Genomic DNA, 26,393 nt, shown 5'->3' with positions numbered 1-26,393 from the left:
CTGATAAACTACCATTCTAGTAAACATCATGACAGCGCAGCGCGGCCAATAAGCCTTGATCCGCGTCACAGAACACAATTTATGCATCAGTGATGCAGCACAATTTCACCGAAATGCTCTTTGTATTTGAATAATTCCAAATCAGATCGCAGACCCAATTTACGCAGTGCAGTCTGTTTTTGCCCGCTGATGGTTTTACGGCTGCGCGCATATTTTCCGGCGATTTGCGTAATGCTTAATCCATCCAGATAGCAACGGATCACCTCGATCTCACGTGGGCTGAGATTGCGCAGCAGCAGCGTGATATCTTCGCCAGTTTGACGCGGCAATAAATAGTCATGCATTTCCCGATCGCTTTCCTGAAACTTATCCATTTCCAGCAGCATATCGGCGGTGAGAAAACGCTTGTTACGGCATACCTGATGCAGGGCGGTAATCAGCACTTCCTGGTCTTCACTTTTACCCACAAAGCCATGCACACCCGCTTTTAACAGCAGTTGCACTATTGCCGGTTTTTCTACTGCCGAGGAGATCAGGATTTTTAAATCGGGATATCGCGCGCGCAGCTGTTTCACCATCTGCAGGCCGTCGAGTTCGTCTTCGCCAAGCATGTAGTCCAGCACCAGCACGTCCACTGAATGACGCTGTAGAAATGCCATCAGCTGTTGGCGTTGCGAAAAGGCGCCAGCCAGGTCCAGCAGCGCTTCCTGCGCCAGACGATACTGAATTGCTTTGCCGATCAGGGGATGATCGTCTAATACGGCAACCTGCCAGATTGCATCTTGTTTCATGGTTTCACCTCATTATCAGGATTATTTTTTAGTGCGTGGAGGAAGATCGCTTCCAGTTCGGCCACTGCTGTAGCGACTGCGGGAATCAGCTGCTGCAGGAACGCACTCTCTCGTTGTTCGGCTGCCTGCTCGGCGGCAAGGCAACTCTGTTGTAGGCTTTCAGCACGCAGTAATTTGGCGCTGCCAAGTAATTGATGTGCAGCGTGGTGCGCGCTTGGGAAGTCCTCCGTCATGGCAGCTTGCTCCAGTTGTGCAAGATCGCGCGCATTTTGCTGCTGAGCGGTGGTGACCAGATCGCGCCAGGCTTGCGGATCATTGGCCGCGAGGTTTTCCAGGGTAAGCAGGGTTTCATTGCGCACACTGCTGGCAGCGCTGCCGGTGACCACTCGCAGCAGTTGGGTGCGCTCCAGCGGTTTAAACAGGCAACCATCCATGCCAGCCTGCGTCGCGAGTTGTGCAACGCGCTCTTCTGCCATCGCCGTCAGGCCATAAATCGGGACTGCGCGGCGATTCAGCAGCTTCTCCTCAATACGTAACTGGCGGGTAAATTCAAAGCCATCCATACCAGGCATATTGCAATCGGTGATGACACGATCAACGTCATGTTCGCGCCACAGTGCCAGCGCCGCTTCACCGTCTTCTGCCACCAACACATGATGCCCGGCGTAACGCAACTGTTGTGCCAGCAGCAGGCGATTGGTGGCGTTGTCATCCACAACCAGCATTCTTAAGGATGCGTGCACAACGTCATCAACTGGCTCAGCTTCTGCTTCAGTCAGCGTGGCGGGCTGGGCGATGAAGCGCAGCATAAACACGCTGCCCTCATCGGGCTCGCTCTCTACATGCAGCTCGGTTCCCAGCATCACCGCCAGACGGCGACAGATATTGAGACCCAGTCCGGTGCCACTGACGCGATTAGTGCCCTGATCCACCTGAACAAAGGGCTCGAAAATCGCCTTTTGCTGTTCTGGCGTGAGACCCACCCCACTGTCGCAGACTTCCAGTACGTATTCGGGTTTAGTGATATCTGCCTGGTAAAGCGCCACTTCAACTTCACCCTGCGCGGTAAACTTAATGGCATTGCTGACCAGGTTCGCCAGGATCTGCTTCAACGCCACGGGATCAAACAGCACGCTGTCCTGATCGATATCCAGCATGACATTGAGCGCCAGCCCTTTATTTAGCGCCACCTGACGGAATAGCGCTTCAGTGTCGTAAACCACATCGCTCAGTGACATCGGCATGTGGCGAATGCTGAAATGACCGGATTCGATTTTCGCCAGGTCGAGAATATCGCCGACCAGCGAGAGCAGTGAACGAGAAGATTCCCATGCCAAATCGATATTCTTTTGCCGCTGCGCTTCGTCGCTCTGACCTAAATGTTCAATCTCCAACAGGCCAATCAGTGCCGCCAACGGCGTGCGGATTTCATGGCTCATATGTGAAAGGAAAGTACTTTTCGCCTCGCTGGAGCGCAGTGCCGCACGCTTCGCTTTACGCACGTCTTCTAACAACGTTTCGATCGTGTGCAGTTGGTTACTGATTTCACGCTCGTGCTGGCGCTGCCTCGCCAGCGACGATTTCAGCAGATGGTTGCGCCACAGGAAAAACAGCAGGCAAATGCCGGCCACCGCAGCAATACGCAGCACGTAACTGCGATAGCTCTGCCAGGACGTGCTGGTTGCGGGCGGCGTGTACTTGATCCAGCGCTCCATCAGTGACTGCATGGTTGGCTGCGGAATATCGGACAGCGCTTTATTCAGGATGGAATTCAGATGCTCATCTGCCACATTGGTGGCCATCGCCATGCGAAACATCGGCAACGGTGCGACAAACGCCACTTTGAAGCGATCGTTGAAGTGGTTATTCAGCAAATATTGCGCCGATTCGTAGGGCACGATAAAGCCGTCAACCTCTTTGTCCTGCAGCTGCCCGAGGGAGTCGAGCGAAACCGCATTTTCACTAAAATCGATGGTTGGCCAGCGGCGACGCAGATCAAAGCGATAGTAAGAACGCTCGTAGATGCCGATGCGTTTCCCTGTCATCTCATCGAAATTGTGCCAGTTACTGTCGCTGCGGGTCATCACCACCCAAGGCGAATAGACATAAGATCGCGTGTATTGAATCTGCGGGCTCTGCTTTGACGCGCCGTCACTCACCACAATCAGGGAATCGCGTTGATTAACCAGCGCATCGCGCATATTGCTCAAGCCCCGCATTGGGTTGTAATGAAAACGAATACCGGTGCGTTGCGAGATGAGATTTAACAAATCGACGCTGAGTCCGGCGACACGCTGTTTGCTGTCGAGAAAGGTGAAAGGCAGATGTGTAGGGTCGTAATTCACCGTGATGTCGCGGTGCTCCGCCAGCCATTTTGCTTCGGCTTCGCTAAGGTCCAAAGGATGATTCTTCACCACCGACCGGTAATCAAGCCCCCAGGCTTCGGCAATTTGTACGGCATTACGTAGCGGGATATTTTTAAGAATTTCATTAATGGCGTCGATCAGCTCAGCATTGTCCGCGCGGGCGGCAAAGCGTGCATCCACATCGTTCATGTAAGGCGTGCTATGGCCTTCAATGATGTTCTGCAAGCCGCGCTGCGACAAATAGCGCTGCGTGGCGGAGTTACTCCAGAACACCATGTCCTCATTAAAAGCGGTATCGGTATAGGCCCAGAGCGGCGGTGAGGCGGGCGCTAATGTGGCTTCGGGATAGCGTTTATGCAGCAGCGCTTTCAGTTCGTCGTCACCGTAGTACATCAGGCGATAGCGGCTGTCATTCAGCTGACGATCAAATTTTGCCTGGCGGCGGCTAATCAACACGCTTTGCGCCAGCGAATAGGGAATACTCAGCGCCAGTTTGGTTTCATGATTAGCAGCCTGCGGGTAGTAAGGAATTAAATCGACTTGCTTGTTATTGAGCGCGTTAACCAGATCGAGACGGGTGTTATAGCGCTTAACTTCGACCGGGCGATTCAGCGTTTTCGCGATGATGGCCAGATAATCGGCGGACAGTCCTTCAAAGGTGTCCTCTTCGAATTCAACCGAATAGGGCGGTAACGTATGGCTCCATACGCCGACGCGCAGCACCGGATGACGTTTTAGCCACTGCTGTCCCTCTGCATTCAGCGTCACTTCAGGGGAAACCAGACCGTAACGCGGCGTGAATTTTAAGGTGGTGGCGCTCCAGGCCGACAGGCAAAAGCCCAACAAAAAAATCATGCTAAAAATGCGTTTGACCACGAATTGATTCTCAGTTTTCTTTGCTGCTGTAGGCACTGCCGTGCGGCGGTGCGGCCCTCTGGCTGCGCTTTAATGCGCCAGTGACCCTTCACAGCGGCACGAAACTCAACGGTTATTAAATACTTTTTAAGAAATTTCTTACGTATGTAGGCGGGGCTTACTACAGGCTGGTACTTAAGTAAGTTAAGTCAGCTGTTTTGACAGGAAACTTTCGACGTAACTCCTGAAGTTTCTCCAATTTGCCGCTGCTAATCGGCTTTTCATTTGTTTTATTTACAGAAACTTCCCGGCAGGCAAAATAGCGCTTATTTCCTCTCCTTCAGCCAACCATGTCAGAAGAAGCGCTGCGTCAGCAGATTCAGAACCTGAAAAAGCATAATGCGCGGTTAAAGCGTATAGCGCATGACGCGCGTAATAAGCTGAGTGCAGCGCTGGATGGAACCGGTTTATGTTTGTGGCAGCTGGATATTCCCAGCGGCAAGCTGGTGATTTTTAATCGTCGCTGGGGTGCGATGCTGGGTTTTCAGCCGAAAGAGACCAAAGCGCAGTTCGATGTGTGGCGCGAACGCCTGCATCCGGATGACGCCGACGAAGTGCTCAAAGCTTTTTACGATCACATTGAAGGGCGCGCGCCTTATTACGAAGCGCTGCACCGTATGCTGGGCAAAAACGACAACATTAAATGGGTGCTGGATCGCGGACGCGTTACCGAATGGGACGCAGCGGGCAATCCGCTCAAAGTCACCGGCACGCACATCGATATGACCAAAGAGAAGCAGTACGAAGCGCAGCTCTCATCGCTGGCGCATCACGATCCGCTAACCGGACTGACTAATCGCCATGCGCTAAATACGCAGTTCAGCAGGATGAAAGCGCTGGGCCCACTGTGCGTGGCGTTTATCGATCTTGATAACTTCAAACACGTCAACGATACCTTGGGACATCGCAGTGGTGATGAGGTGTTGATTCAACTGAGCCAGCGCATCATCGACGTGGTGCCGCCAAACGTGGTGATTGGCCGACTCGGCGGCGACGAGTTTGTGCTGCTGATGCCGTTCCTGATCGACTATCCGAAAGTGCGCATTATGATGCAGGCGGTGCTGGATGCCGCGCTGACGCCGTTTGATATTGATAATGGACATGCGCAGATTGGTGCGTCGATTGGCATTGCGCAGGTGCAGGAACGCGACAGCTTTGATGAAGCCCTGACGCGGGCCGATGAGGCGATGTATCAGATTAAGAAAAATGGTAAGCAGGGGTTTGGGTTGGCGGGGTAGTTTTTACCCTCACCCTAACCCTCTCCCGCAGGCGGGAGAGGGGACCGATCGAGCGAATACGTGTGGATATGTGGCAGCGTTTCCCTCTCCTCAGGCCCATCGAGCTTACTTATGGCAGCATTTAGAGGGCCAGGGTGAAGGCATCAAGCCGCACCAATCTCAATCCGCCAGCAAATGCCCATACATGGTCATCAATCTGCGGGTGACGCCATTAGTCCAGCCGAAGCCGTCCTGCAGCGGATATTCGCCGCCGCCACCCGGACGGGCGCGATCGCCGCTGATGTCATACTTCTCCACCAGCTTATGATGCAGTGAATAGAAATTATTTACCGTATTCAGCCAGTTAACGGCAATTTCTGTCGCCAGCGTCTCTTCACCGTAGTGATTCAAACCGACCACCGCCATCCACTGCAACGGCGCCCAGGCATTGGGTTTATCCCATTGTTCGCCGCTCTCCACCATTGAGGTCAACAAGCCGCCTTGCGTCAGTAACAGATGACGCAGCGCAACGGCCTGCAGGTGCGCCTGCTCGGGCGAGGCGAGGCCGAGGAACAGCGGCACCACCGCAGCAGCGGTGAAGGCGCCAAAGCGTTCGCGACGCCAGTCGTAATCGCGGTACACCCCGGCAGTGTTATCCCACAGATAGCGATGAATCGCCTGCTTACGCGCATCGGCTTTTTTCTGCCACGCCAGCGCCGTTAACTCTTCACCTTTAGCGTGCGACAGCGTCGAAATCATCAGCTCCAGCTTGTAGAGGAACGCGTTGAGATCGATCGGAATAAATTGCGTGGTGCGGATGCTCGCCAGACGCTGCGGATCGCGCAGCCAGCGTGAAGAGTAATCCCAGCCCGATGCGGCACCGGCACGCAGATCGCGATAAACCTCGTTGGCCGGACGACCTGATTTCTTCGCGGTTTCAATATCTTCCAGCCACGACTCATCGCGCGGCGTGTCGCGATCGTCCCAGTAACGGTTGAGCAGCGAACCATCTGGCATGCGCACCACGTGGCGATAGGCCTGATGCGGCATCAGCTCACCCGCGCCGTCCATCCAGAACTGGTACTCTTTCATCAGTTGATCGAGATAGCGTTTCGCACCGCGAATGCCATCTTCTTCAAACAGTTCCACCATCAGCGCAAACACCGGCGGCTGCGAACGGCTGAGGTAGTAAGTACGGTTGCCGTTCGGCACGTGACCGTAGTTATCAATCAGCCAGGCGAAGTTATCCGCCATATGACGCAGCAGATCGTCACGGCCTGCATCGGCGAGGCCGAGCATGCTGAAGTAGGAGTCCCAGTAATAGGTTTCTCCAAATCGGCCGCCGGGCACCACGTAAGGTTTCGGCAACGGCAGCAGCGATGAGTGTGCCAAATGTTGCTGTGGCATTTTGGTTAACACCGGCCACAGATCGTCAATATGTTCAGTTAAAGTTTTGTCTGGATTGGAAACATAAAAACTCTCATTCACCTGAGGTGAATAAAAATGTTCGTGCACGAATGCTTCCAGATCAAAATCCGCTGCGCGTTTACGGCGACGAAAACGGATTAAAATATCCAGCGGATCGAATTTTGGTGCGCAGTCCGGAAACGTTTTGCTGTCAGCAAATATGTGCGATGTCTGTACCTGCTCAAACAGTTCCATGTAGCGATCGGCAGGCGTCAGCGCATCCGGCGCGGGCAAACCTTCAATCAGCTCGGGTTCCGGCTCCGAATCCTGCATACCTTCGCGAACGAACTCGTGAGGATTATATTGATACTCCAGTTCAGCATCAGCGCGTCGATCCTCGAAAGCGTTATATTGCTGTTGGTTAGTATTAATAGCAGCCTCCTGGTAAATTCTTGAATGCGTAAAGAACAAATTATAGAGCTCTGAACGGGCGAAACAACAATGCGATTTATCTATGAACGTAATAAATCATGTCGATGGATCCGGTGTTTTTATGATTTTTCAGTGATTACAACGGACTATATTTCAGGAAATGAAAGCGGCTTTTAAGATGGATGTTTAAATAGCTGCACAGAAATATCTGTATTTAAGAAAATCGCTAAAATTTGCGCAAAAAAGCGTGGAATGGCTTGATCAATTTATGGCAAACGCAGCGGAAATAGAGCTGTATTTCCCTCACCCTAACCCTCTCCCGCAGGCGGGAGAGGGAACCGATCGAGTTAACATGTGGCAGCGTCGCCCTCTCCCGGTGGGAGAGGGCCGGGGTGAGGGCATCAGACCGCACCTTACTTCTGCAACGCCGCCTTTATCACGTCCGCATACGGCGTGGTGGGGCGGCCAATCAGTTTGCTTAGCGTATGGCTATCGTCAAACAAACCGCCTTTTTCGGCGCCGGCATCTGAATCTGCCAGCATCTCTGACAAGCCCTCTGGCAAACCGGCACCTTTCAGCGCGGCGGCAAATTCGGCTTGTGGCAGATTGATGTAATCCACTTGCTCGCCAGACTGTTTAGCAATCTCGGCGCTGAACTGCGCCAGCGTGTAGCTGTCGTCGCCAGCCAGTTCATACACCTTGCCCGCCTGATCGTCACGGCTGATCACTTCGGCCGCTGCCGCCGCATAGTCAGCGCGCGCCGCGGAAGCGATGCGACCTTCGCCGACCGCACCAATAAAGGCATGATGCGCCAGCGCGGGTGCAATACTCGCGGCATAGTTTTCGGTGTACCAGCCGTTACGCAGCAGCGCGAAAGGAATGCCCGAGGCTTTCAACTGGGCTTCAGTCGCACGATGCTCAACGCCTAATCCCAACGGCGAGGTATCGGCATGCAGTAAGCTGGTGTAGGCGATAAAGCCAACGCCAGCGGCTTTTGCCGCATCGATCACCGCCTTGTGCTGCACTTCACGCTGGCCGACTTCACTGGAAGAGATCAGCAGCAGTTTATCGACACCGGCAAAGGCGCTTTGCAGCGTTTCCGGTTGGCTGTAATCCGCCGCTCGCAGCGTTACGCCCAGCGCCTGCAGATCGGCCGCTTTCTCGGGCGAACGCACCGCCGCAATGATTTCGCTAGCCGGCACTTTTTTCAATAACGCGTTAATCACCAGACGGCCCAGTTGGCCTGTGGCACCTGTAATCGCAATCATGTTGTTCTCCTTTTGAACTGGTATGAAAACAGCCTAAGCGATAAACTAACTTTTAGTAAGTACTTACAGATTTGTTAGTTTGGAGAAGCTGAGTTAAATGTCTGAAAAGTTGAGTGTAAAATTTACGCGCGGTGAGTTGCTTAACGTGAATTGCCCGTCACGCGACGTTTTGAAGCGCATTACCAGCCGCTGGAGCGTACTGATTTTGCTGGCGCTGCGCGAAGAAACCCTGCGTTTTAGCGAGCTGCGCCGCAAGATTGGCGGCGTCAGCGAACGTATGCTGGCGCAGACGCTGCGCCATATGGAAGAGGATGGTTTTGTGGAACGCATTGCCTATGACGTGGTGCCACCGCACGTTGAGTATCGTTTGACGTCGTTAGGCCGCGAAGTGGAAGGGCAGGTGACTGGACTGGCGGATTGGCTGGAGAGCAATGTGCATCGGATTTTGAAGGCGCATTGAGAAGGGCCGCCATTTATGGCGACCGCCGCACCCTCAAGCGCGTAAATACTTCTCAAACCAACCCAGCGTGCGGCTCCATGCTAATTCGGCGGCGGTTTTGTCATAACGCGGCGTCGAATCATTGTGGAAGCCATGATTCACACCGGGATAAACATAGCCTTCATAGATTTTGTGATTGGCTTTCAACGCCTCTTCATAGGCTGGCCAACCTTCGTTGATGCCTTTATCCAGCGCGGCGTAGTGCAGCAACAGCGGCGCTTTGATGCGTGGCACATCTTCCGCTTTAGGCTGACGGCCGTAGAACGGTACCGCGCAGGCCAAATCAGGGAACGCGACGGCCGCCGCATTGGCTACGCCGCCGCCGTAGCAGAAGCCGGTGATACCCACTTTGCCGGTGCCCTCTTCGTGGTGCATCAGGAAATCAATCGCGGCGAAGAAGTCATTCATCAACTTGGTGGGGTCGACTTTGGCCTGCATCACTTTGCCTTCATCATCATTCCCCGGATAACCGCCCAGCGAGCTCAAACCATCGGGTGCCAGCGCGATGTAACCGGCTTTCGCTATCCGTCGCGCCACGTCTTCGATATAGGGATTGAGGCCACGATTCTCGTGCACCACTGCCACCGCAGGCACTTTGCCGGATGCATTGGCCGGTCGCACCAGATAGCCGCGCACCTCGCCGTGACCTTGCGGTGACGGATAGTGAATGTATTCCGGTTTGATCGCCGGATCGGTAAATTCCACCTGCTGCGCCAGCGCATAATTGGGGCTCATGGCGCTGAGCAGCGTGGCGCCGGTCATGCCAGCGATGGTGAATTTCGCCGCCATCGCAATAAATTCACGTTTGCTGATTTTGCCGTGGGCGTAGTAATCGTAAAGCTCGAGCAGTTCCTGAGGGAAATCCTGTGCAGTAAGACGGGCCATAACCTCTCCTTCGCTGTTTAACTGGTTGATTACTGCTCTAAAAAAGCACAGCTTGTCGCCGCTGGCAAATACCATGCCGCAGCAGGTTAACGTCACTGCGTTTACATCACCTGTTTAATAAACAGCAGAAATATATCTTTTTGTTCTAAAAATATTAGCTTTTAATTAACAATTCTGATCATTCTGCGCTGTCCGGAAATATTTACATGCTCAACGTATTTACCGTAAATAACGCCATTTTTTCTTCGCACTAAAAAATAAATAAATGAAGTGCTTACCTGATAAGCACAGCGGGAATAGGCGGAAAACAATAACAATATTGTCACAATGAATGAGGGTGTTTAACCTTAACGTCGTGATTTTTAAAGTATTAGTTTCTGCTGAAAACAATGATCGAAATCAAAAAACACTGTTATAGTTTTACCGACTTCCCCTGTATCTTTTTGTTCGCACCACTTCCTTTTACATTGGCGCGACATTTCTTTAAGCACGGCGAAATAACCGCTGCGCTCTGCTTGTTAATTATAAGTAAAAATTCGGTGTAATTTGTGGCAATGAGGTAAGCAATGTTTGGATTAGACGCCTTTCATCTGGCCAGGATTCAGTTCGCATTTACTGTTTCCTTCCATATTATCTTTCCAGCCATCACCATCGGTCTCGCCAGTTTCCTGGCGGTGCTTGAAGGGATGTGGCTGAAAACCCGTAACGAGACCTATCGCGATCTCTACCATTTCTGGTCAAAAGCGTTTGCCGTTAACTTCGGCATGGGCGTGGTATCCGGATTGGTGATGGCGTACCAGTTCGGTACTAACTGGAGCGGTTTCTCACAGTTTGCTGGCAGTATCACCGGCCCGCTGCTCACCTATGAAGTGTTAACCGCCTTCTTCCTTGAAGCGGGCTTCCTTGGCGTAATGCTGTTTGGCTGGAACCGCGTCGGTCCAGGCTTGCACTTCTTTGCAACCTGCATGGTCGCGCTCGGCACCATCTTCTCCACCTTCTGGATTCTGGCGTCAAACAGCTGGATGCATACGCCGCAGGGCTATATCATCCAGAACGGCATCGTGGTACCGGAAGATTGGCTGAAAATTATCTTCAACCCCTCGTTCCCTTATCGCTTGTTCCACATGTCGGTCGGTGCCTTCCTGGCCAGCGCCTTCTTTGTCGGCGCGTCGGGCGCATGGCATTTACTGCGCGGTAACGACAATCCAGCGATTCGTAAGATGTTCTCGATGGCGCTGTGGATGGCGCTGATCGTGGCACCGATTCAGGCGATGATCGGTGATGCGCACGGCCTGAACACCCTTGAGCATCAGCCTGCGAAAATCGCGGCAATTGAAGGACACTGGGAAAACAAGCCGGGTGAAGCCACGCCGCTGATTCTGTTTGGTGTGCCGGATATGGAGCAGGAGCGCACCAAGTACGCACTGGAAATCCCGTACCTCGGCAGCCTGATTCTGACGCACAGCCTGGAGAAGCAAATTCCTGCGCTGAAGAGCTTCCCGAAAGAGGACCGTCCAAACTCCACCATCATCTTCTGGTCATTCCGCGTGATGGTGGCGCTGGGCCTGCTGATGATTACGCTCGGCGTGGTGTCTTTGTGGCTGCGTTTCAAAGGCCGTTTGTATCACTCGCGTCCGTTCCTATGGTTCACGCTGCTGATGGGTCCATCGGGTTTGATCGCCATTCTGGCCGGTTGGTTTACCACCGAGATTGGGCGTCAGCCGTGGGTGGTATATGGCGTGCAGCGCACCATTGATGCGGTCTCGGCGCATGGCGATATGCACATGAGCATCAGCCTGCTGGCGTTCATTCTGGTCTACTCGTCGGTGTTTGGTGTCGGTTACCTCTACATGATGCGTCTGATCAAAGAGGGTCCGGTGACCGGCGAAGGTAAAGAGGTTGATCACGGTGGTCCGGGTCAGCATTACACGCCAGCGCGTCCGTTGTCGGCGGCCAAAACCCATAGCGAAAAGAGTGGGGAGCACTAAGATGATCGACTTTTCAATTATCTGGTTTGCCATCATCGTGTTTGGCACCTTGATGTACATCGTGATGGATGGTTTCGATCTCGGCATTGGCTTGCTGTTGCCGTTCAATAAAGATCCCATCGAACGCGACATGATGGTTAATACCGTTGCCCCGGTTTGGGATGGCAACGAAACCTGGCTGGTGCTGGGCGGCGCGGCGCTGTATGGCGCGTTCCCGCTGGCCTACTCGGTGCTGCTGGATGCGCTGTCGATTCCTTTGACGGCGATGCTGATTGGCCTGATCTTCCGTGGCGTAGCGTTTGAGTTCCGCTTTAAAGCCACGCTAGAACACCGTGCATTCTGGGATAAGTCATTCATTGCCGGTTCACTGCTGGCCACCTTCAGTCAGGGCGTGGCCGTGGGCGCTATTCTGAATGGTTTCCCGGTGGTGGGCCGTGAATATGCGGGTTCAGCGATGAGCTGGTTAGCGCCGTTCCCGCTGTTCTGCGGCGTCGGTCTGGTCATCGCCTATGCACTGCTGGGTTGTACCTGGCTGATCATGAAAACCGAACACGATCTGCATCGTAAGATGTCTGCGCTGGCGACGCCGCTGACGCTGACGTTGCTGCTGGTGGTGGGCATTATCAGTATCTGGACGCCGCTGACGCACGCGGATATCGCGCAGCGCTGGTTCTCGCGTCCGAACCTGTTCTGGTTCCTGCCGGTTCCGGTACTGGTGGTGCTGTGTTCGTGGGGGATTGTGCGCGCCATCAAACGTGAAGCGCATTACTCGCCGTTCATCCTGACATTGGCGCTGATTTTCCTTGGCTTCTCGGGCCTCGGTATCAGCATCTGGCCGAACATCATTCCACCGTCGATCACCATTTGGCAGGCGGCGTCTCCGGCGAGCAGCCAGGCGTTTATGCTGGTGGGCGGCTTGCTGATTATTCCGGTAATTCTGGGTTACACCTTCTGGAGTTACTACGTGTTCCGCGGAAAAATCAAAGCCGACGAAGGATACCATTGATATGAAAACCGAGGTCAGCAACATGAAAACTCACTCTGAAACGAAGATTCCGTGGTGGAAGCAGGTGATGTGGCTGGTAGTCATTTACGGCGCAAGCGTGCTGGCACTCGGTGTGGTGGCATCACTGTTTCGTATGATGATGACGGCAGCGGGCATGCGTTCGCACTGAGCCCGCGCACCGCTTCAATCTGTTGATATCACCGTAAGGTCGTCATTCGTGACGACCTTTTTCTTTTCGTGCGCGATAAAAACGTTAGTAACCTAAGCAATTAATGCTTTTCCCGCTGCGCTACCTTTACTCTTCCTTACGTTGGTAATACGTTTTTGTTATATTTATGTGACGAATAACGCAAATTCATGACGTTAACCACCTCATTCGACTATCAAAATCATGCTCAGCCTGAATGTAAAAAAACAGTACATCAACGATCTGGTGGACTGGATAGAAGCGAACCTGACCGACGAGCTCAACATCGATCTGATTACCCTGAAATCCGGTTACTCCAAATGGCACATGCAGCGCATGTTCAAAGAGATGACCGGACAAACGCTGGCGTCCTACACGCGCAAACGTCGTCTGACCATGGCGGCGATGGCGCTGCGTCTGACCAGCATGCCGCTGATCGATATTGCGGTGCGCTTTGGTTTTGATAATCAGCAGAATTTTACCCGTGTGTTTAAAAGTCACTTCTCGATGACGCCGGGTGCTTATCGTCGCATTCCGGAAATGCTGATGAAGGATTTCCACAGCCGCATCTCCACGCAGCGTGAGTGGGTCAATGCGCGTCTGGCGCAGAAGCCGGAGATTCAGCTGTGTGGCGAAGTGATTGAGTGGGAATGCCGTTTCGGGGAATACATCGATCATCAAAATCATGTGGTGGCGCAGCATACGCGCGATTTCATCGCTTTTGCCGGTCAGCATGTGAACCGCGGCTGGCTGGGCTTTCAGTTTAGTCCGGGCGTGCATTCTGCCGACCAGCAACACATCAGCCTGTTCCAGGCGCTGGAGAGTCAATACGCCGATGTGCTGCCGTGTAACGTGCAGAACTGGACCGGCGAGAGGGGTTTGTATGCGGAGATTGACTGGCACGGCGCGCCGGAAGAGATCAACGCATTCACCGCGGAGATTTACTACAACCATTTGCCAGCGCTGGGCGTGGCACGCCGTACGGGCAAAGATTTGCTTAAGCTGGATCTGAAATACAGCACGCCCGATCTGCTGCAAGGCACCTTCTATATTCCGGTGACGGATAAGTAATGCATAATTCGTGCGGTAAACCGTGACAAACCGCACGATTTTATAAACTCACTGACGTAATGAGCGTAAAATTCTTCATCGAAACCTGATTGGCCGCGTAAATCACCAGCCGCCATACATCAGGCTGGATAATCACCTGCATTTCTGGTCCATTCCGGGCCGCTATAGTGAACAGACAAAAAAATTATGCGACTTCTACCGTTGTTCCTCATGACAGCGCTTGTAGCGTTTTCTTCGCTGGCAAGTGCACAAATGGCTGAGCCTTTTTCACCGCCGGGCGGACTGCATCCGCATCAACCGCACTGTGCGCAGCATGAAATCCTGGGCGACAATGTGCTGCCGAAACATAGCCAGGATGATGGCAGTTTCGTGACCTGCGGCAATCACCAGGCGTAATCCGGCTTTAAAATCCGTGACCGCTGCAATCTAAGCGCGGTCTCGGCAGTCAAACGCATTTATGTATTGCGTAGTAAATTGCGCCGCTACACTTTCTGCTTGTCATTTGCACCTTATCCCTCACTGCTCTTCATCGTAGCGGCGCGATTTATCGCGCTGTTTTAACGTGCCAATTTTCCAATAGCATTTTTCGGCATTGCGTCGAAGATATATCATAACTATTCTCTCCCCATCAGATGAGAATGACTTTCACTATCTTTTAGGGAGACACCACTTGCAAACTCACCCTTCCGAACGCGCGCCACGTCGTGTGCGCAATGAACTGCGTTTCCGCCACATCAGCGTGGTCAGCAAGACGCTGATTGCCGGTGAATTCTGGCGCATTGTTTTCAACGGCAGCGATCTGGCCGGCTTCAACTCGCCATCGTTTGACGATCACATCAAAGTGTTCTTCCCGGAACATGATGGTGCAGAGCTGGCGCTGCCGCAGATCACCGATGAAGGCATCGTTTGGCCGAATGGCGTGCGTCCTGCCGCGCGTGATTACACGCCGCTGGAATTTAACGGCGTCGATTCTCTGACCATCGATTTCTACATCCACGACGGCGGCGTTGCCAGCAGCTGGGCAAACCAAGCCAAAGTGGGCGATCGAATCGCGATGGGCGGTCCGCGCGGTTCGTTGGTGATCCCGGCGGATTACGCCTGCCAGATTTACGTCTGTGATGAGACCGGTCTGCCCGCCTTTAAACGTCGTTACAGCGAAATCCAGGCGCAGGAAATTCACCTGCTGGCCTATGCCGATGAAGCCACCGGCCGCGATTATCTCGGTGATCTGCCAAATGTACAGGTGAGTTGGTTGGGCAGCGGCACCATGCAGGCCGATAACCTGGCACCGATTAAGGCGCAGCTGGATAGGATTGCGCTGCCTGCCACTGAATACTTCATCTGGCTGACGGGCGAGGGCGAAGCGGTGAAACTGCTGAGCGATTACTTCACCCAAGGACGCGGTGCACATACCGATTTCGTGCGCGCCGTAGCTTATTGGCATCAGAAATAACGCCAACGTCGCGCGCGCTGCCGCCTGTGTTGAATTTTGCCAGGTGGCAGACTACTATCAACCTCCCTTAATTAGCGCTCAGGAAGGCAATGAAACAGCAGCGGGATTTTCCATGGCAGTCCGATCACGCACAGCGCACCGTCTGTACAGGCGCACGTAAGAAGCGTCGGGAGCGGATGCTGGATGCTAGCGATATCCGCCTGTTAATGCTGCACTTTCTCGCCATCAGCTCTGCGCATGGGTATGAGTTGATCAAATCGGTTGAAGAGCTCTCCAAAGGGGAATACTCACCCAGCCCCGGCATTATCTATCCCAACCTTACGTTGCTCGAAGAGATGGATGCGATTCGCGTGGTCGATGCCCAAGCATCTCGTAAAGCCTATGCGCTGAATGAAGGCGGCGAGGCGCTGCTGGCGGAGAATCGTGACAATGTGAATGCGATTATCGAGCGCTTAACCTCGCTGGCGATTCTGGTGAATAACCGCAGCATTCCGCAGGTTGAACAGGCGATTCATCTGATCAAACACACCTTGAATCATCGTCTGGCGCAGGAAGAGATTTCGGATGAGGCGCTGGAGATCGTGATCAGCGCGCTGCAGGAAGCGGCGGAAAAAATCGCTAAAAGTTAGCAGGTCGCCATGAATGACGACCTTAGGTGCGTGTACATCCGTTTATTCCGATAACGCACGAACCCCAAATCAACTCTTCTTCTTATCCACATGCCCCAACGCGCGATCCGGCCAGCAGAGGTCGCGCACGCGCTGCTTCAGCGCTGCCGCATCCGGGAATCCGCCTTCCTGCTTACGCTCCCAAATCACCTGACCATCAATGGTAATCTCAAACACGCCGCCGGTTCCCGGCTGTAGCGTTACCGCGCTTAAATCCTCGGCAAAGGTATGCAGCAACTCCTGCGCCATCCAGGCGGAACGCAGCAGCCAGTTACATTGTGTGCAGTAATGAATGGTAATCGCCGGTTTCTGTGACATAACGTGTCTCATTTAGATAATGAAGTTAACAAAATGTGCGGTCCAAGATACATCTTAGCTTACTGCTAGTTGATAATGATTACCACTTGCATTACATTCCTTTCGACATCATTTATTACAAAAAATAAGTCCATAATTTTTACGGTCTTTTAACCAAGGTCCGTACTTTCCGGCAGCAAGCAAGTGAGCGAATACTAACAATTAACCAGGTATTTCGCGCATGTCTTCACTCTTTCAGGGAACGGCCCAGCAACGTCTTTTTAAAGTTGCCATCTTATCTTCAGCTATTCATGCCGCTTGCAGCTTTGCCGCCAGCGATAGCACCAGCAATGAACCGGTTCTCACCGTCACCGCGCCAAAACAGCAGGCCGGCAATAAAACCACCATCACGGCACAAGAGCTGCAAAAACGCGGTGCGAACGATTTCGGTTCGATCATGCGTTATGAGCCGCTGATCAGCGCCACCGGATCCAGCGGCGGATCCTCTGCCGGCAAAAGCGGTTTTGACCGCGCGGGTTACACCGGTTACAACATTCGTGGTCTGGAGAGTAATCGCGTCGGCATGGATATCGACGGCATTCCGATTCCGGATGCCACCGGCCGCCCTTACGTCAGCCGCACCGGCAACAACACCTTTGGTATTGGCCGCGATTACATCGATCCCTACCTGTTCGGCAGCGTTGATATTGAGAAGGGCGCCACGGCGGTGGATCAGCCGAATACCTCGATTGGCGGTAACGTCTCGTTCCACAATAAAACCGCTGACGATTACCTTAGCAGCGACAAAAATAGTTACTTCGGTTACCAGAGCGATTACGACTCATCGAATCGCAGCTGGCACAACGGCATCACCGCCGCTGCTGGCGATGACGAGCTGCGCGGCCTGTTTGTTTACAGCCGTCGCGACGGCCAGGAAACCCGCAACAACAGCGACGTGAAACAGGCTTATCCGGCCAACTGGCACTCTGACGCCTTTATGACATCCGGGATCTGGCAGCCGAACGATCAGCACAAGCTGAGCGCCACCTTTGATTACTATCACAAAACCAACCACAGCCATTACGATACCTGGGACACCAGCGGCAACACCGTTTGGGGCACCGCGCAGCAGCAGAGCGATACGCGCCGTTGGGGCATCAATCTGGCGGATGAGTGGACGCCGTATAACGACTTTATCGATACGCTGACCACGCGCCTTTACTGGCAGCAAACTCAGGCGCACGACAATACCTATCTGCCGACCAGCGCGAGCGAGTACGGCTTTGTCTATTCCGATTTCAACGTCGATACCTACGGCTTCGACACGCGCGGCACCAAAACGCTTGGCCGCCACGAGCTGAGTGCCGGCGTCAATGCGCGCCTCGACAACAGCGAGCGTCCGTTCCGCCAGGAGCCAGCGCCGAGCGCCTTTAGCGCCATCACCCAACCGCAGTCTGACAGCCGCACTTTCGCGGTGGCAGGATACCTGCAAGATAAGATCAATTTCGATCTTGATAGCCACAACTTCGCGGTCATTCCCGGCGTGCGCGTAATGTATCAAAGCACCAAGCCGAAAAATCTCGGCGATCTCACCACCGGCAGCACGGTGCTGACCGAAGAGCAGGTTGATGCGCTGTATGGCAAAACTAACTCCGATACGCAGGTGCTGCCATCGCTGACCTTCCAGTACGATTTAACGCCAGCGCTGACCACCTATCTGCAATACAAACGCGGCGTGCAGTTCCCCACTACCAGCCAGCTGTATGGCTCATGGAACCTGGGTTCCAGCTATGCGGGTAGCGCGCAATATGCGCTGATTGGTAACACCGATCTGAAAACCGAAACCAGCAACAACTTTGAGTGGGGCCTGAAAGGCCAGGCGACAGAAGGCGTAACGGTCAACACCTCGGTGTTCTATAACCAGTACAAAAACTTCATCGCCTACACCCGCTACCGCCGCGCCACCAATCCGGAGATGTTCGTCAACGTTCCGAGCAACATCTACACCAGCTATCAGGCTGAAAACCGCGATAAGGCCTACATTTATGGTGCTGAGATATCCACCAAAGTGAATTACGGCACCTGGTTCCCGCAGGTCGATGGCCTGAGCAGCACCTTTGCGCTGGGCTATAACGAAGGTAAATCCAAGTCCAGCTACGCCGGTGACAAGTACATCGATCTCGATAGCGTCGCGCCATTGAAAGCGATTGTTGGCCTGGCGTGGGATGACAAAGCGCGCGGCTACGGCGCCGCGCTGACCGCCACCTTCGTGAAAGGCAAGCAGGCCACGGCGACCAACCGCGAAAGCTACACCAACACCGGCACGGCGATCACCGATTCCACCACGGAATATATGCGCGTGCCGGGTTACGGCATGGTGGATGCAACGGCTTACTGGCAGGCGACGAAAAACGTCAAGCTGAGCGGCGGTATCTACAACATTACCGATCGCAAATACTGGGATTACACCAGCAGCCGCACGCTGACCAGCAGCAACGCCCAGGAACGCAACGACATCAACCTGGCGGTGATGCCAGGCCGCACCTTCCAGTTGGGTGTGAACGTCGATTTCTAATCCCTTTTCGCCCTGCGGCAGCGCAGGGCATTTTCATGGAGCAAGGCAATGAACTCACGTTACGATCACTATCTGGCGCTGAAAGGCGAGCATCCGAAAAAGTACGCGCGCGATTTCGCCGCGCTGATGGGCATTGGCGAAGCGCAGCTGTGTGAAGCGCGTGTCGGCCAGGATGCAAAGGCGTTAAAAGCTGATTTCCCTGCGCTGCTGGCAGCTCTGGCGGCGGTGGGTGAAACCAAAAGCATCACCCGCAATGCATATGCGGTTCACGAGCAGGTGGGCAAATATGAAAACCTGCACCTCGGCGAACACGCCGGACTGATTCTCAACCCGCGCGCGCTCGATCAGCGTCTGTTCCCGCATCAGTGGCACAGCGCGTTCTTCCTGCGTGAGCAGAGCGCCCACGGTGAACGTCAAAGCATCCAGATTTTTGATCGCCACGCTGATGCGGTGCTGAAAATCTACACCACCGACAACACCGATTTCGCCGCGTGGGATGCGCTGATTGCGGCGTTTGTGCTGGAGAACGCAGCGGCGCTAGATCCGCAGCCCGCCAGCGCGCCGCAATACAGCGGTACGGTTGATGCCAGCAAAGTGGAAGCCGAATGGCGCGCCATCACCGATGTGCATCAGTTCTTTGGTCTGCTGAAGCGCCACAACATCTCGCGCCCGCAGGCGTTTCGCGCGGTGGCGGACGATCTGGCGCGTCAGGTGAGTAATGACTCGCTGGCGCAGCTGCTGGATCTGGCGCAGCAGGATGGCAATGAAATCATGATTTTTATCGGCAACCGTGGCTGCACGCAGATCTTCACCGGCGCGGTGCAGAAGCTGATGCCGATGGATAACTGGATCAACATTTTCAATCCCACCTTCACACTGCATTTGATGGCGGATCACATCAGCGAAAGCTGGGTGACGCGCAAACCGAGCGGCGACGGCTTCGTCACCAGCCTGGAACTGTTTGCCGCCGACGGCACGCAGATCGCGCAGTTGTACGGTCAGCGCAGCGAAGGCACGCCGGAGCAGGCGCGCTGGCGCGAGCAGGTGATGTCGCTGGAGGCGTTAGCATGAGAAAACTTCTGTTGCTGCTGACTGCGCTGGCGCTGCCCGCTGTTGCGGCCGAGCGGGTGATCTCGATTGGCGGTGACGTCACGCAAATTATCTATGCCTTGGATGCGCAGCAGGATCTGGTAGCGCGTGACAGCACCAGTCAGCATCCGGCGCAGGCCAACAAGCTGCCGAATGTCGGTTATATGCGGCAGTTGAATGCCGAAGGGATTCTGGCGCTGAAACCGACGCTGGTGCTAAGCAGCGAGCTGGCAAAACCGTCGCTGGTGCTGCAGCAAGTGGCGCAAGCTGGCGTAAAAGTGGTGGATGTCACCGGCAAAAACAGCCTCGACGCCATCGCGGAAAAAATCGCTACCATCGGCAAGGCGCTGCATCGTGAAGAGGAAGCCAACGCGCTGATCGAGAAGGTCAACAAGCAGCGCGCGCAGATCCCACAAAAACCGTTGCCGATCAAAGTGCTGTTTATCATGGCGCACGGCGGTATGCGCACTCAGGCGGCGGGCGCACAAACTGGCGCGGACGGCGCGATTCGCAGCGCGGGTCTGATCAATGCGATGGCGGCGGTGCCGCACTATCAGCAGCTGTCGCAGGAAGGTGTGATTGCGGCGGCACCGGATTTGATCGTGGTGGGTGAAGATGGCCTGCGTACGCTGGGCGGCGAAGAGAAAGTGTGGTCGCTGCCAGGTTTGGCACTGACGCCAGCCGGTCAGCATCGCGCGTTGCTGGTGGTGGATGAGATGGCGCTGCTGAGCTTTGGCCTTGATACGCCGGGCGCGATTATCAAACTGCGCCACGCAGCCGAAGCGGCTTCCCCGTCATACTTCAAGCCGCAGGCGCGTTAGCTGCGTGTTCTCACCCCAGTCACTTACTTGTGTAAGCTCCTGGGGATTCGAACACTTGCTGCCTTCCTGCACCTTGAATTATTTAGGGGAAAAATATGGCAACTACATCCGTGATGCGCTGGCTCGGTTTGATGGCCATCAGCACGCTGATATTAATGCTGATGGCGGCCAACTTCGGCGCGATGCCGCTTTCAATGCGCACTTTGTTGCGTGCGCCGCTCAGCGATATGGCGTGGCAAATCTGGATCAACATCCGCCTGCCGCGCGTGCTGCTGGCGGTGCTGCTCGGCATGGCGCTGGCGGTGTCCGGCGCGGTGATGCAGGGATTGTTTCGCAATCCGCTGGCCGATCCCGGTTTGCTCGGCATCAGCAGCGGAGCGGGTTTAGCGGTGGCGATATCGATCGTTATCCCGCTCGGCTTGCCGCCGCTGCTGGCGCTGTGGCTACCAACACTCGCCGCCTTTGTGGGCAGTTTGGTGGTGACGCTGCTGATCTTCAGCTTTAGCCGTCTGGCGCTGGGCAATTTGTCGCGCTTGCTGCTGGTCGGGATCGCCATCAACGCCTTATGCGGCGCGGCGGTCGGCGTGCTGTCGTGGTTGAGTAACGATCAGCAGTTGCGTCAGTTGGCGTTGTGGGGCATGGGCAGTTTGAGTGCGGCGCAGTGGCCGAGCCTGGCGGTGTGCGCGGTGCTGATTCTGCCGGCGCTGATAGCGATTCAGCTGCGCGCGCGTCGTCTCAATTTGCTGCAACTCGGCGAAGAGGATGCACATTACATGGGCATCGACGTTAAGCGCACGCAGCGTCAGCTGCTGGTGTTGAGCGCGTTGCTGGTAGGCACCGCCGTGGCGGTGAGTGGCATTATCGGCTTTGTCGGTTTAGTGGTGCCGCACCTGATGCGTTTCTGTCTCGGCAGCGATCATCGCTGGATGCTGCCCGGTTCGGCGCTGGCGGGCGCGATTTTGCTGCTGCTGGCCGATACGCTGGCGCGCACCGTGGTGGTGCCGGCGGAAATGCCGGTGGGCCTGTTAACCAGCCTGCTGGGCGGCCCGTGGTTTCTCTGGCTGATTCTGCGTGAGCAAAGGGGGATGAATGAGTGACTGCATGCAGGCGCGCGGGCTGCGATTTAGCCACGGCTCACGCGCGTTGATCGACGACGTTTCCCTGACTTTGCAGCCTGGCGAAATGATCGCGCTGATCGGCCCCAACGGCGCGGGGAAATCCACGCTGCTGCGCTTGCTGACCGGCTTTCTCACACCGCAAGCGGGCGAGTGCTGGCTCGGCGATCGTCCGCTAAACAGTTGGCCGCGCGAACCGCTGGCGCAGCGCCGCGCGGTGATGCGTCAGCAAAATAGCGTCAGTTTTCCGCTGCCCGCCGCCGATGTGGTGGCGATGGGCCGCGCGCCCTGGCCGCGCGCTCAATCCAGGGCGGTGATTGACGAGGTGATGCACATTACCGGCAGCCTTGAGCTGGCACAGCGCGATTATCGATCGCTTTCCGGTGGTGAACAGCAGCGCGTGCAGCTGGCGCGCGTGCTGGCTCAGCTGTGGCACGATGACGGGCCACGCGGCTGGCTGTTTCTCGACGAACCCACTTCCGCGCTGGATCTGTTCTGGCAGCAGCACAGTTTGCGTTTGCTGCATCGCCTGACGCGCAACGGACGCTTCAGCGTCTGCACCGTGCTGCACGATCTTAACCTCGCGTCGCTGTGGTCGGATCGCGTGCTGTTACTGCATCAGGGCAAGCTGGTGGCGGAAGGCGCACCCAATGAGGTGATGACCGAACACACGCTGACGCGCTGGTATCAGGCGGAGTTGGATGTGGTGATGCAAGATGAGAAGGGCAGACCGCAGATTCAACTGCGTGCCTGAAACCGTAGCGGCGCGATTTATCGCGCTCTGTGAAAAGACGCGCCATAAATTGCGCCGCTACGTATTGTGCGATTATCTGCAATCGACGATCAATCTGCCGCGTACTTTACCGGCCAGCAGCTGCTCGGCACCTTCGCGCGCTTCGCTCAGCGGAATCACCTTGGTTAACTGCTGTAGCAGGTCGCCATCCACCAGTTCCGCCAGGCGCTGCCACGCCTGCTGCCGCAGCGGTTTTGCACACATCACGCTATCCACGCCCGCCAGCACCACGCCGCGCAGGATGAACGGCGCGACGCTGGTCGGCAAATCCAAACCTTGCGCCATGCCGCACGCCGCCACCACGCCATCGCGCTTGATGCCCGCTAACACATTGGCCAGCGTGTGGCTGCCGACGCTATCAATCGCCGCCGCCCAGCGCTCTTTCGCCAGCGGTTTGCCCGGCTCGCTCAGCTCTGCGCGATCAATAATCGACGTCGCGCCCAGCGTGTTAATCAGGTAATCGCTGTCGCTGGCGCGACCGCTGGAAGCAATAACCTCATAGCCGAGACGTGCCAATAGGCTAACGGCAAAGCTGCCAACGCCGCCACTCGCGCCAGTGACTAAAACCGGGCCGTGCTGCGGCGTGATGCCCTGTTTTTCCAGCGCCAGCACGCACAACATGGCGGTGAAGCCCGCGGTGCCAATTGCCATGGTTTGTAGCGGGCTGAGTGCGGCCGGCACTTTTACCAGCCAGTCGCCCGAGACGCTGGCTTTCTGCGCCAGTCCGCCCCAATGCTTTTCGCCTACGCCCCAGCCAGTGAGCAGCGCCACGTCGTCCTGCTGCCATTCGGCATGGCGGCTGCTGATCACCCGACCAACAAAGTCGATGCCCGGCACCATCGGGAATTGCCGCACAATCGGGCCTTTGTTGCAGATGGCGAGCGCGTCTTTGTAGTTGAGCGTGGAGTAGCTTACTTCGAGGGTGACATCCTGATCGGGCAGTTGTTTTTCTGACAGATCTTTCAGGGATGTGCGACATCCCTGTTCATCATTTTCAATGACCAATGCCTTGAACATGCAGCCTCCGGCTGGTTGAGGAAAGTGGGGGTATAGTACTCCTTTTTTGCCCTCACCCTAACCCTCTCCCACAGGTGGGAGAGGGAACTGATCCAGCATACCTTAACTCTCGCTCGGACGGCGCCCTCGCCCGCTTGCGGGAGAGGGCTGAGGCGAGGGGCCAGCGCAGCGGTTGTTCCGGCAAAAAAAAGATGACATGATTGCGCCCCAGTTAGTGTTCAACTCCCAGATTGACTTCGCCGAGGAAACCTCCTCATTGCTGTGCCATCGGCACCCACTCATCCTCTCTCAGGGATTTGTGTTATGAACCCATTGAAAATTGCTGCCAGCGTTGCTGTAGCGCCAACCCTTAGTCTTAACACTGCGCGCGACGTGGTGACGCTGGACAATACCGACTTTACCGATGTCGCTGCGGTCGTGATCACCTTGTCGGACACGCGCAGTGGCGTGCTGACACTATTGCGCAAGGTCGGCTTTAATCTGCCGGTGTTTGTCGCCAATGCGTTCGATGAAGAAGTGCTGAAGCTGCCGGGCGTCACCGGCGAAATCAACGGCGCGCCAGAAGAGTGGGACGCGCTGGAGGACGCCGCGCAGGCGTATGAAGCCGAGTTGCTGCCGCCATTTTTCGACACGCTCACGCGCTACGTCGATATGCAGAACAGCACGTTTGCCTGCCCGGGACATCAGGGCGGTGCCTTCTTCCGCAAACATCCGGCGGGACGTCAGTTCTATGAGTTCTACGGCGAGAACGTCTTCCGTTCGGATATGTGCAACGCCGACGTCAAGCTCGGCGATCTGCTGATCCACGAAGGCTCAGCCAAAGATGCGCAGAAGTTCGCGGCGAAAGTGTTTAACGCTGACAAAACCTACTTCGTGCTTAACGGCACCTCCAGCGCCAATAAAGTGGTCACCAACGCGCTGCTGACGCGCGGCGATCTGGTGCTGTTTGACCGCAATAACCACAAATCCAACCATCACGGCGCACTGATTCAGGCGGGCGCCACGCCGGTGTATCTGGAAGCGGCGCGTAATCCGTTTGGCTTTATCGGCGGCATTGATGCGCACTGTTTTGACGATGCTTATCTGCGCGACCAAATCGCCAAAGTGGCGCCCAATCGTGCCAACGATCAACGTCCATTCCGCCTGGCGATTATTCAGCTCGGCACTTACGACGGCACGGTGTACAACGCGCGTCAGGTGGTCGATCGCATCGGACATCTGTGCGATTACATCCTGTTTGATTCGGCGTGGGTTGGCTACGAGCAGTTTATTCCGCTGATGGCCGGCTGTTCGCCGCTGACGCTGGAGTTGAACGAGAACGATCCGGGCATTTTTGTCACGCAGTCGGTACACAAGCAGCTGGCCGGTTTCTCACAGACGTCGCAAATCCATAAGAAAGACAATCACATCCGTGGGCAGCAGCGTTTCTGTCCGCACAAACGCCTCAACAATGCGTTTATGCTGCACGCCTCAACCAGCCCGTTCTATCCGCTGTTTGCCGCGCTGGATATCAACGCCCGCATGCATAAAGGCGAGGCCGGACGCAGCATGTGGCACGAGTGCGTCACCATCGGCATTGATGCGCGTAAAGCGATTCTTGAACGTTGCGAAATGATTCAGCCGTTCCTGCCGGAGAAAGTGCACGGCAAGCTGTGGCAAGCTGCGGAAACGGAAGCCATCGCCATCGATCCGGCATACTTCAGCCTTGAGCCGGGCGCAAAGTGGCACGGTTTTGAAGGCTATGCGCAGGAGCAGTATCTGGTGGATCCCTGCAAGCTGCTGCTCACCACCACGGGGATTGATGCCGCCAGCGGTGAGTACACCAGCTTCGGCATTCCAGCGACCATTCTGGCCAACTATCTGCGCGAGAACGGCATCGTGCCGGAGAAGTGCGACCTCAACTCGATTCTGTTCCTGCTGACGCCAGCAGAAACGCCTGAGAAGATGGCGCATCTGGTGGCGATGCTGGTGCAGTTTGAGCAGCACGTGCGCGAGGATGCGCTGCTGGCGGAAGTGCTGCCGAGCGTGTATCGCAAGAATATTGAGCGTTACAAAGGCTACACGCTGCGCCGCTTGTGTCAGGAGATGCACGATCTCTACGTCAGTTTTGACGTTAAGGATCTGCAGAAAGCGATGTTCCGTTCAGCCTGCTTCCCGCCGGTGCAAGTGAATCCGCAGGATGCACATCAGGCTTATATTCGTGGCGAAGTGGAGCTGGTAAAGATTGCCGATGCTGAAGGGCGCATAGCGGCCGAAGGCGCGTTGCCATATCCGCCCGGCGTGTTGTGCGTGGTGCCAGGCGAAGTGTGGGGCGGCGCGGTACAGCGCTATTTCCTCGCGCTGGAAGAGGGCATCAATCTGCTGCCGGGCTTCTCGCCAGAGCTGCAAGGGGTTTACACCGAAGAAGATGAGCACGGGCGTAAGCATCTGGTGGCGAATATGATGGTGAGCTGATTGCACTTGCCCTCACCCTAACCCTCACCCGCTGTACAGTCCGGGGACATGGTAGACAGGTGTTCGGGGACATGGTGAA

At 55.3% G+C, this 26,393-nt stretch carries 22 protein-coding genes; 15 read left to right on the top strand and 7 right to left on the bottom strand.

All coding sequences use genetic code 11. The annotated features are described in order from the left end of the window. Positions 1–86 precede the first annotated feature (86 nt). Entirely contained in the window at positions 87–791 is a 705-nt protein-coding gene (locus tag P6287_RS16100) for a response regulator transcription factor (protein WP_277974090.1), read from the bottom strand. Further along, complete coding sequence (locus tag P6287_RS16095) at positions 788–4,012, bottom strand: transporter substrate-binding domain-containing protein (protein WP_277974089.1); 3,225 nt, start codon at positions 4,010–4,012, stop codon at positions 788–790. Before P6287_RS16095 ends, P6287_RS16100 begins: the two co-directional genes overlap by 4 nt. Before the next feature lie 350 nt (positions 4,013–4,362). On the opposite strand from P6287_RS16095, the gene P6287_RS16090 reads away from it, so the two are divergent. Beyond that, complete coding sequence (locus P6287_RS16090) at positions 4,363–5,310, top strand: sensor domain-containing diguanylate cyclase (protein ID WP_192236376.1); 948 nt, start codon at positions 4,363–4,365, stop codon at positions 5,308–5,310. Between the two features lie 159 nt (positions 5,311–5,469). Here P6287_RS16090 and treF read toward each other — a convergent pair whose 3' ends face one another. Together treF and P6287_RS16080 are read right to left on the bottom strand one after the other, a co-directional pair. Continuing rightward, on the bottom strand, positions 5,470–7,128 hold the full coding sequence (gene treF / locus P6287_RS16085) for an alpha,alpha-trehalase TreF (RefSeq protein WP_052026007.1): 1,659 nt from the start codon (positions 7,126–7,128) through the stop codon (positions 5,470–5,472). 413 nt (positions 7,129–7,541) lie between these two features. Next, positions 7,542–8,396 (bottom strand): SDR family oxidoreductase, encoded by an 855-nt coding sequence (locus tag P6287_RS16080; protein WP_110867251.1) that lies wholly within the window; start codon positions 8,394–8,396, stop codon positions 7,542–7,544. A 97-nt stretch (positions 8,397–8,493) separates the two neighbouring features. On the opposite strand from P6287_RS16080, the gene P6287_RS16075 reads away from it, so the two are divergent. Then, positions 8,494–8,856, top strand: a complete 363-nt coding sequence (locus P6287_RS16075) for a helix-turn-helix domain-containing protein (RefSeq protein ID WP_110867250.1) — start codon at positions 8,494–8,496, stop codon at positions 8,854–8,856. Positions 8,857–8,889: 33 nt separating this feature from the next. Here P6287_RS16075 and yghX read toward each other — a convergent pair whose 3' ends face one another. Then, positions 8,890–9,780, bottom strand: coding sequence for a YghX family hydrolase (gene yghX, locus P6287_RS16070; protein WP_277974088.1), 891 nt, complete (start codon positions 9,778–9,780; stop codon positions 8,890–8,892). 566 nt (positions 9,781–10,346) lie between these two features. On the opposite strand from yghX, the gene P6287_RS16065 reads away from it, so the two are divergent. The 7 genes from P6287_RS16065 to P6287_RS16035 all read left to right on the top strand — a co-directional run bounded on the left by P6287_RS16065 (position 10,347) and on the right by P6287_RS16035 (position 16,114). Continuing rightward, entirely contained in the window at positions 10,347–11,768 is a 1,422-nt protein-coding gene (locus tag P6287_RS16065; protein ID WP_277974087.1) for a cytochrome ubiquinol oxidase subunit I, read from the top strand. A gap of 1 nt (position 11,769) precedes the next feature. Beyond that, a complete protein-coding gene (gene cydB / locus P6287_RS16060; protein ID WP_064738586.1) occupies positions 11,770–12,774 on the top strand; it encodes a cytochrome d ubiquinol oxidase subunit II in 1,005 nt (334 codons plus the stop codon). A 1-nt stretch (position 12,775) separates the two neighbouring features. Continuing rightward, positions 12,776–12,943 (top strand): DUF2474 domain-containing protein, encoded by a 168-nt coding sequence (locus P6287_RS16055; protein WP_101761885.1) that lies wholly within the window; start codon positions 12,776–12,778, stop codon positions 12,941–12,943. A gap of 222 nt (positions 12,944–13,165) precedes the next feature. Then, a complete protein-coding gene (locus P6287_RS16050) occupies positions 13,166–14,032 on the top strand; it encodes a helix-turn-helix domain-containing protein (RefSeq protein ID WP_277974086.1) in 867 nt (288 codons plus the stop codon). 252 nt (positions 14,033–14,284) lie between these two features. Continuing rightward, positions 14,285–14,428: a hypothetical protein gene (locus P6287_RS16045; RefSeq protein WP_162129952.1), complete on the top strand. Its 144-nt coding sequence runs from the start codon at positions 14,285–14,287 to the stop codon at positions 14,426–14,428. Between the two features lie 274 nt (positions 14,429–14,702). After that, a complete protein-coding gene (locus P6287_RS16040) occupies positions 14,703–15,485 on the top strand; it encodes a siderophore-interacting protein (RefSeq protein ID WP_277974085.1) in 783 nt (260 codons plus the stop codon). A gap of 89 nt (positions 15,486–15,574) precedes the next feature. Further along, entirely contained in the window at positions 15,575–16,114 is a 540-nt protein-coding gene (locus tag P6287_RS16035) for a PadR family transcriptional regulator (protein WP_217549367.1), read from the top strand. Between the two features lie 69 nt (positions 16,115–16,183). Here the strand turns inward: P6287_RS16035 and P6287_RS16030 are convergent, their stop codons facing one another. After that, positions 16,184–16,471, bottom strand: a complete 288-nt coding sequence (locus P6287_RS16030; protein ID WP_101761890.1) for a SelT/SelW/SelH family protein — start codon at positions 16,469–16,471, stop codon at positions 16,184–16,186. Positions 16,472–16,691: 220 nt separating this feature from the next. On the opposite strand from P6287_RS16030, the gene P6287_RS16025 reads away from it, so the two are divergent. The 5 genes from P6287_RS16025 to P6287_RS16005 all read left to right on the top strand — a co-directional run bounded on the left by P6287_RS16025 (position 16,692) and on the right by P6287_RS16005 (position 22,804). Continuing rightward, positions 16,692–19,025, top strand: coding sequence for a TonB-dependent receptor (locus P6287_RS16025; RefSeq protein WP_277974084.1), 2,334 nt, complete (start codon positions 16,692–16,694; stop codon positions 19,023–19,025). Positions 19,026–19,073: 48 nt separating this feature from the next. Continuing rightward, the gene (locus P6287_RS16020) at positions 19,074–20,096 is read left to right on the top strand and encodes a ChuX/HutX family heme-like substrate-binding protein (RefSeq protein WP_277974083.1); all 1,023 of its coding nucleotides are present in this window, start codon (positions 19,074–19,076) and stop codon (positions 20,094–20,096) included. Then, the gene (locus tag P6287_RS16015) at positions 20,093–20,935 is read left to right on the top strand and encodes a hemin ABC transporter substrate-binding protein (RefSeq protein WP_137386433.1); all 843 of its coding nucleotides are present in this window, start codon (positions 20,093–20,095) and stop codon (positions 20,933–20,935) included. Before P6287_RS16020 ends, P6287_RS16015 begins: the two co-directional genes overlap by 4 nt. Positions 20,936–21,030: 95 nt before the next feature. Further along, positions 21,031–22,032, top strand: coding sequence for an iron ABC transporter permease (locus tag P6287_RS16010; RefSeq protein WP_277974082.1), 1,002 nt, complete (start codon positions 21,031–21,033; stop codon positions 22,030–22,032). Then, a complete protein-coding gene (locus tag P6287_RS16005; protein WP_277974081.1) occupies positions 22,025–22,804 on the top strand; it encodes a heme ABC transporter ATP-binding protein in 780 nt (259 codons plus the stop codon). The genes P6287_RS16010 and P6287_RS16005 overlap by 8 nt, the downstream gene beginning before the upstream one ends. 72 nt (positions 22,805–22,876) lie before the next feature. On the opposite strand, the gene P6287_RS16000 is transcribed toward P6287_RS16005, so the two are convergent. Next, the gene (locus P6287_RS16000; protein ID WP_277974080.1) at positions 22,877–23,860 is read right to left on the bottom strand and encodes an MDR family oxidoreductase; all 984 of its coding nucleotides are present in this window, start codon (positions 23,858–23,860) and stop codon (positions 22,877–22,879) included. Positions 23,861–24,163: 303 nt separating this feature from the next. Here P6287_RS16000 and P6287_RS15995 point away from each other — a divergent pair, with 303 nt between their 5' ends. Next, positions 24,164–26,314, top strand: a complete 2,151-nt coding sequence (locus tag P6287_RS15995) for an ornithine decarboxylase (protein ID WP_277974079.1) — start codon at positions 24,164–24,166, stop codon at positions 26,312–26,314. Positions 26,315–26,393: the final 79 nt, after the last annotated feature.

Source organism: Pantoea sp. X85 (genome assembly GCF_029623675.1).
GTDB lineage: Bacteria > Pseudomonadota > Gammaproteobacteria > Enterobacterales > Enterobacteriaceae > Pantoea > Pantoea leporis.
This window is presented reverse-complemented; position numbering and strand designations above follow the sequence as displayed.

Bases quoted from the DNA above. Each gene is read 5' to 3' on its own strand.
- P6287_RS15995 (WP_277974079.1), top strand. From the start codon at position 24,164: ATGAACCCATTGAAAATTGCTGCCAGCGTTGCTGTAGCGCCAACCCTT.
- P6287_RS16025 (WP_277974084.1), top strand. From the start codon at position 16,692: ATGTCTTCACTCTTTCAGGGAACGGCCCAGCAACGTCTTTTTAAAGTT.
- P6287_RS16055 (WP_101761885.1), top strand. From the start codon at position 12,776: ATGAAAACCGAGGTCAGCAACATGAAAACTCACTCTGAAACGAAGATT.
- P6287_RS16015 (WP_137386433.1), top strand. From the start codon at position 20,093: ATGAGAAAACTTCTGTTGCTGCTGACTGCGCTGGCGCTGCCCGCTGTT.
- yghX (WP_277974088.1), bottom strand. From the start codon at position 9,780: ATGGCCCGTCTTACTGCACAGGATTTCCCTCAGGAACTGCTCGAGCTT.
- P6287_RS16030 (WP_101761890.1), bottom strand. From the start codon at position 16,471: ATGTCACAGAAACCGGCGATTACCATTCATTACTGCACACAATGTAAC.
- cydB (WP_064738586.1), top strand. From the start codon at position 11,770: ATGATCGACTTTTCAATTATCTGGTTTGCCATCATCGTGTTTGGCACC.
- P6287_RS16035 (WP_217549367.1), top strand. From the start codon at position 15,575: ATGAAACAGCAGCGGGATTTTCCATGGCAGTCCGATCACGCACAGCGC.
- P6287_RS16065 (WP_277974087.1), top strand. From the start codon at position 10,347: ATGTTTGGATTAGACGCCTTTCATCTGGCCAGGATTCAGTTCGCATTT.
- P6287_RS16005 (WP_277974081.1), top strand. From the start codon at position 22,025: ATGAGTGACTGCATGCAGGCGCGCGGGCTGCGATTTAGCCACGGCTCA.
- P6287_RS16090 (WP_192236376.1), top strand. From the start codon at position 4,363: ATGTCAGAAGAAGCGCTGCGTCAGCAGATTCAGAACCTGAAAAAGCAT.
- P6287_RS16050 (WP_277974086.1), top strand. From the start codon at position 13,166: ATGCTCAGCCTGAATGTAAAAAAACAGTACATCAACGATCTGGTGGAC.
- P6287_RS16020 (WP_277974083.1), top strand. From the start codon at position 19,074: ATGAACTCACGTTACGATCACTATCTGGCGCTGAAAGGCGAGCATCCG.
- P6287_RS16045 (WP_162129952.1), top strand. From the start codon at position 14,285: ATGGCTGAGCCTTTTTCACCGCCGGGCGGACTGCATCCGCATCAACCG.
- P6287_RS16095 (WP_277974089.1), bottom strand. From the start codon at position 4,012: ATGATTTTTTTGTTGGGCTTTTGCCTGTCGGCCTGGAGCGCCACCACC.
- P6287_RS16010 (WP_277974082.1), top strand. From the start codon at position 21,031: ATGGCAACTACATCCGTGATGCGCTGGCTCGGTTTGATGGCCATCAGC.
- P6287_RS16100 (WP_277974090.1), bottom strand. From the start codon at position 791: ATGAAACAAGATGCAATCTGGCAGGTTGCCGTATTAGACGATCATCCC.
- P6287_RS16075 (WP_110867250.1), top strand. From the start codon at position 8,494: ATGTCTGAAAAGTTGAGTGTAAAATTTACGCGCGGTGAGTTGCTTAAC.
- P6287_RS16000 (WP_277974080.1), bottom strand. From the start codon at position 23,860: ATGTTCAAGGCATTGGTCATTGAAAATGATGAACAGGGATGTCGCACA.
- P6287_RS16080 (WP_110867251.1), bottom strand. From the start codon at position 8,396: ATGATTGCGATTACAGGTGCCACAGGCCAACTGGGCCGTCTGGTGATT.